Origin of the sequence: Microcoleus sp. T2B6, assembly GCF_036700475.1 — a bacterium.
Classification (GTDB): Bacteria; Cyanobacteriota; Cyanobacteriia; order Cyanobacteriales; family Microcoleaceae; genus Microcoleus.
In genome coordinates this window covers 14,308-18,761 of record NZ_JAUBOZ010000128.1, presented here as the reverse complement: position 1 = coordinate 18,761, position 4,454 = coordinate 14,308, and the positions used below count along the sequence as shown (strand labels likewise).

Annotated in this window: 2 protein-coding genes and 1 pseudogene; all 3 read left to right on the top strand. The window is 43.5% G+C overall.

Annotation, left to right across the window (positions count from 1 at the left end; translation table 11 throughout):
* Positions 1-217: 217 nt before the first annotated feature.
* Positions 218-1,216: pseudogene (locus tag QUA00_RS32450) on the top strand (sigma-70 family RNA polymerase sigma factor); the annotation flags it as partial.
* A gap of 1,615 nt (positions 1,217-2,831) precedes the next feature.
* On the top strand, positions 2,832-3,038 hold the full coding sequence (locus QUA00_RS32445) for a hypothetical protein (protein WP_172190898.1): 207 nt from the start codon (positions 2,832-2,834) through the stop codon (positions 3,036-3,038).
* Between the two features lie 338 nt (positions 3,039-3,376).
* Positions 3,377-4,321 (top strand): UV DNA damage repair endonuclease UvsE, encoded by a 945-nt coding sequence (uvsE, locus tag QUA00_RS32440; RefSeq protein WP_333412532.1) that lies wholly within the window; start codon positions 3,377-3,379, stop codon positions 4,319-4,321.
* Positions 4,322-4,454 lie beyond the last annotated feature (133 nt).

Below are 4,454 nucleotides of genomic sequence, written 5' to 3'. Positions count from 1 at the left end.
AAATATTCATGTTCCGGCAATGAATCTGTTTGTTTTTGTTGGGAAGTTACAGCTTTACTAAAACCTCTTGCCATTGATAACACCCATAAACTACAAAAAACTACATTGAAATTTAGTCGAATTTAACTGTAGCATATTTTGGGGGAAAGTTAAGATGCGTTTACCCTGCCAATACAAAGGCAATGAATCTAAAGATGTATTAGGAAAAGTCAAACATATTAAAGATATCCCATTCGACATTCCTACAAACTCCCATTTAAAAATTCTCTTCGCTCTTTCCTTGGCAGAGTTGCATAAAAATCACGGATTTAGCAACTTTGACGAATTTCATGAAGCTTGGCATAAAACTCTTCCTGACAGCATCAAATTTAAAGAAGACCGTATACCGCCAGATTCGCTTCGCGTTTATCTGCAAGATATCGGTCGAATTCCCATGCTCAAAGCTGACGAAGAGATTGAATTAGCTCGAAAATTTTCTGAGTTAGAATTAGAGGCCAGCCGAAAAGCGAAAGACAAAATGGTAGAGTCTAACTTGCGGCTGGTAGTCTCAATCGCTAAAAAATATCAAAATCGAGGGCTGGATTTCTTAGACTTGATTCAGGAGGGAAATCTGGGTTTAATCAGGGCTGTAGAAAAGTTTGATTGCACGAAAGGCTACAGGTTTTCCACCTACGCGACTTGCTGGATACGTCAGGCAATTACGCGGGCAATTTATAACCATTCCCGCACCATCCGGCTACCAGTTCACTTGTGGCGCACAATTTCCGACGTTAAGCAAACTACTAAACGGCTTTCTCAAGAATTTGGTCGTATTCCCAAGATGGAAGCAATCGCCAATTGTTTGGAAATGACAACTGCAAAATTGCGCTTGGTTATTCAATCGGATAAACCTATCATTTCCTTAGATACTCGAATGGGTGAGGAGGAATGTTCTACATTGGGAGAGTTGATTGAATTCGATGGGGAAACACCAGAAGATTACATTTTCAACATTAACCGACTGGCAGACATAGAAAGAATCTTAAAGACCCTCAAACCCCGCGAACGTGAGGTTATGCGGATGCGATTCGGCTTGGATAATGGCTGCGAGAAGACTCTACAGGAAATCGGCAATATATTTGATGTTACCCGCGAGCGGATTCGGCAAATTGAGGCTCAGGCTTTGACAAAGTTGCGATCGCAGCGTCGCAGCACATTGCTAGAAGATTATATTCGCCCGACAGCAATTGACCAAACTCACACAAAAAGATTGATCGCCCAACCGATGCAGCCCAGACAGTTCAATATCTCAGAAAACTTGTCTCGCAGCCGCGACACTTTCTTACAGGAGCCTGTTCGTGATAAAATAGTTGATACAGCTAATATGACAGAACCATTAATTCCTTTTAACAACTTCATAGAAGAATCAAATATAGAAGAAACTATATTGGAGGAGACTTACTTGTCGAGAACCGATGGAAGTCAAAACAATCTGAATTATGCAAATTTGAATGAGCATAATTTCCACATTGCCGAACTGAGAGAAAATAACTTGAATGGAGCGATTAAACCGATGAAACACAATTCAGCAGACTTACTCAAACAACTCACCGCACTACAAGATGTTTTTTCCCAACTGGAAGCACGGCTGTCAGAGGCGAGTCGAAAGTTGCTAAACCCTGGTATACCTATATCTCAAAAGCTGATTCAAGAACTTGACGAGTCCCGGAAAAACTTTATTCAGCTTCGCGACAAGGCGCTAGAAATGGCTGAATATTTGGCAGTATCGCCAATGCTGACAACTGAGGAAATTGGTTCTTTAGCAGATATCAAGTCTGTACTTGAGCGTGTTGATTTTGCCGAGAAGCAAAAAAGTGCGATCGCTCTTGTCCGCGACTCTGCTTTGAGGGTTCTGGAACGAATTTTAGCGATCGCCCATCGAGTAGAGAGCAATTTTCAGTCATTGCTGGAATGTCAGGAAAAAGCCCGCGAACTTCAACGCGCCATTTCCGAATCCCACGAGTCTGACTTGCATCCCGACACCCAACTATTGGCTGATGGCAATCATCCATTCTGCAAACTGCTAACACTAATTGCAGAATGGGAAGAAGCAGATGACGAACGTTTAGATTCCTTAGAGGATGCGGTAACAGCATCATTTGGAAAAACTCTGGCGAGGGCAGCAGGGAGAGGAAAATTTATTATTCAGACGGAAGTAATACCAGATTTACCTGCTATAGCTGTCGGAAATCACGAGGCTACGGGGCCAATCGGCGATATCCTGACGGCTAAGGAAAATATAAATATGCTGGTTCAGGGGCGATCGCTTCCTGAACCAGAGGAGAAGAAAGATGCCTTTAAAGACTTGTTTGAGAATAAGTACGCTGCGCTCGTCGAAAATGTGCTTGAGCATCCACAAAAAAAGCAAGAGCTAATTACAAACATTTCCAAAGGAAAAAGTATCGCAAAAATTCCGATGCCGCAGGGAGCCAAAGCCCAAAAAGCCGCTGATATGCCCAAAACTTGCTTTGCAGCCAAGGGAAAGCATCAAGAAATCACAGAGAAAGATGTTCGCCAAATTATAAGCAACCTCGGTTTGAACATAGAATCTGTTAAAGTCAAAAAATGAGGACAATATACCTGGATTGACGTTAATGCTGAGCGGATATTTGACCAAAATCGCTGTCCTGTACCTGCCTATGGTTCTGCCGCGAACGGCCATTAGTTAGAGAGAATTGGTCAAACCTGCCGCAAGACTTGTATAGCAGATCTCTGACTTAAGATAGGCGATCGCCCGCAGCAGCTAAGTCTAAGCTAGAAATTGTTCGATCCACCTAATTGAGGAAAAAAAGATGAGTAGCGGTCACGCCAGCCATAAAGGCTCTTCCACAAAACCCAATACCAACACTAACGGTCAAATTACATCTCCTGACGACCAACCCGCTGACCCGCTAAATCAAGAAACATCCGGTTATCCGTTCCATAACGAAGCAATGGAAAATCCTGTTGCCACCGCGCGGCCCGACGAAGAGGCTGAGTCTGGCGAAGAACAGCAATAGTTATATCGATTAAATTGTCATCGATATCCTATCTGCGACGCGGTTGATTAGATGTTTGATAAAAATCCGGTTTGTACTAATTACATCTTGCACTTCCATAGTCCGCCAGGGATGAGAATCTCCGGCGGACTATTTGGGCAGGTTCAGTAGTACCTCATATCAAATCCGTTGACATCGGAATAATTATCTCTCTCTTCTCTTTCTCTGTGTCCTCTGTGCCCTCTGTGGTTTAATCATTCCGATACAACCGGAATTGATATCACAGCTTCAGAACAAAGGACTAAAGTCCTTACTAAAAAACTATTTAACCTAAAATTCAAGTTAGGAATTATTGAGAAATGAGCGAGATTAACCAACTATTTCAAAAAGACAAATTGCCGGAATTGGGGTTAGTCTGCATTACAACATCCGATGCAGTTCGCTTTCGCACTGTCACGCGGAAGCGACTTTTACAGCTTTCGGAAACTGAACAAGAAACAGTATTGCGCGAGCTCTATACAGACAACTTAAAGCGGCTTGACAAAGCGATCGACTTCTGTTCAGCTAATGAGATTAAGCTCTACCGCATGACTTCCGCACTGTTCCCTTTTGCAGATACAGATTTGGGGGAAGCAGTGCTACACTCCATGACTGAAGAATTGCGGACTACGGGCGATCGCGCTCTTTCTTTGGGCATCCGCTTGGTACTGCACCCCGATCAATTTGTCGTCCTCAGTTCCGACAAGCCTGATGTCGTTGCAAACAGCATTAAAATTCTCGCGGCTCATGCTTTAATTTTAGATATGTTGGGACAGCCCCGATCGCCCCAGGCACTGATGAACATTCACGGCGGCAAGAGCGATCGCACTTCGCAGCTTAAATCAGTCATCCGCGACTTGCCAGAATCCATTCGATCGCGCTTAACCTTTGAAAATGACGAATACGCTTACAGTTCCTCGGAAATTTTAGAAGTTTGTCTCGATACCGGCGTACCAATGGTTTTTGACGCCCACCACCACGTCATTCACGAACATTTAGAAACTTACGACGATCCCAGTGTTGCCGAAATGCTCGCAGCAGCCCGCACAACTTGGTCTGTTCCTGAATTGCAATTAGTGCACATATCGAATGGCAGAGAATTTTTTGCCGATCCGCGCCACAGCGATTTAATTACAGAAATGCCTAATTGCTATTATCAGGCTCCTTGGATTGAAGTAGAAGCTAAATTCAAAGAATTAGCTATTGACAAGTTGCGCGCCGAATGGTTGTCGGCGAAGGTTCCACAATTTAGCAATGTCTCTTAGGGTGGGGTTTTACCAACAATAATTGCCTAAAACAAATCATCTCGAAAATTCACCCCCACCCAAGAGTCAATCGCAAGAACAGGCAAGATGCCTGTTTCACAAAGAATGAATTTTCTTGTGGGGTGTCCCGCAA

Excerpts from the sequence above, each read along its gene's own strand:
- QUA00_RS32445 (WP_172190898.1), top strand. The coding sequence starts at position 2,832 with ATGAGTAGCGGTCACGCCAGCCATAAAGGCTCTTCCACAAAACCCAAT.
- uvsE (WP_333412532.1), top strand. The coding sequence starts at position 3,377 with ATGAGCGAGATTAACCAACTATTTCAAAAAGACAAATTGCCGGAATTG.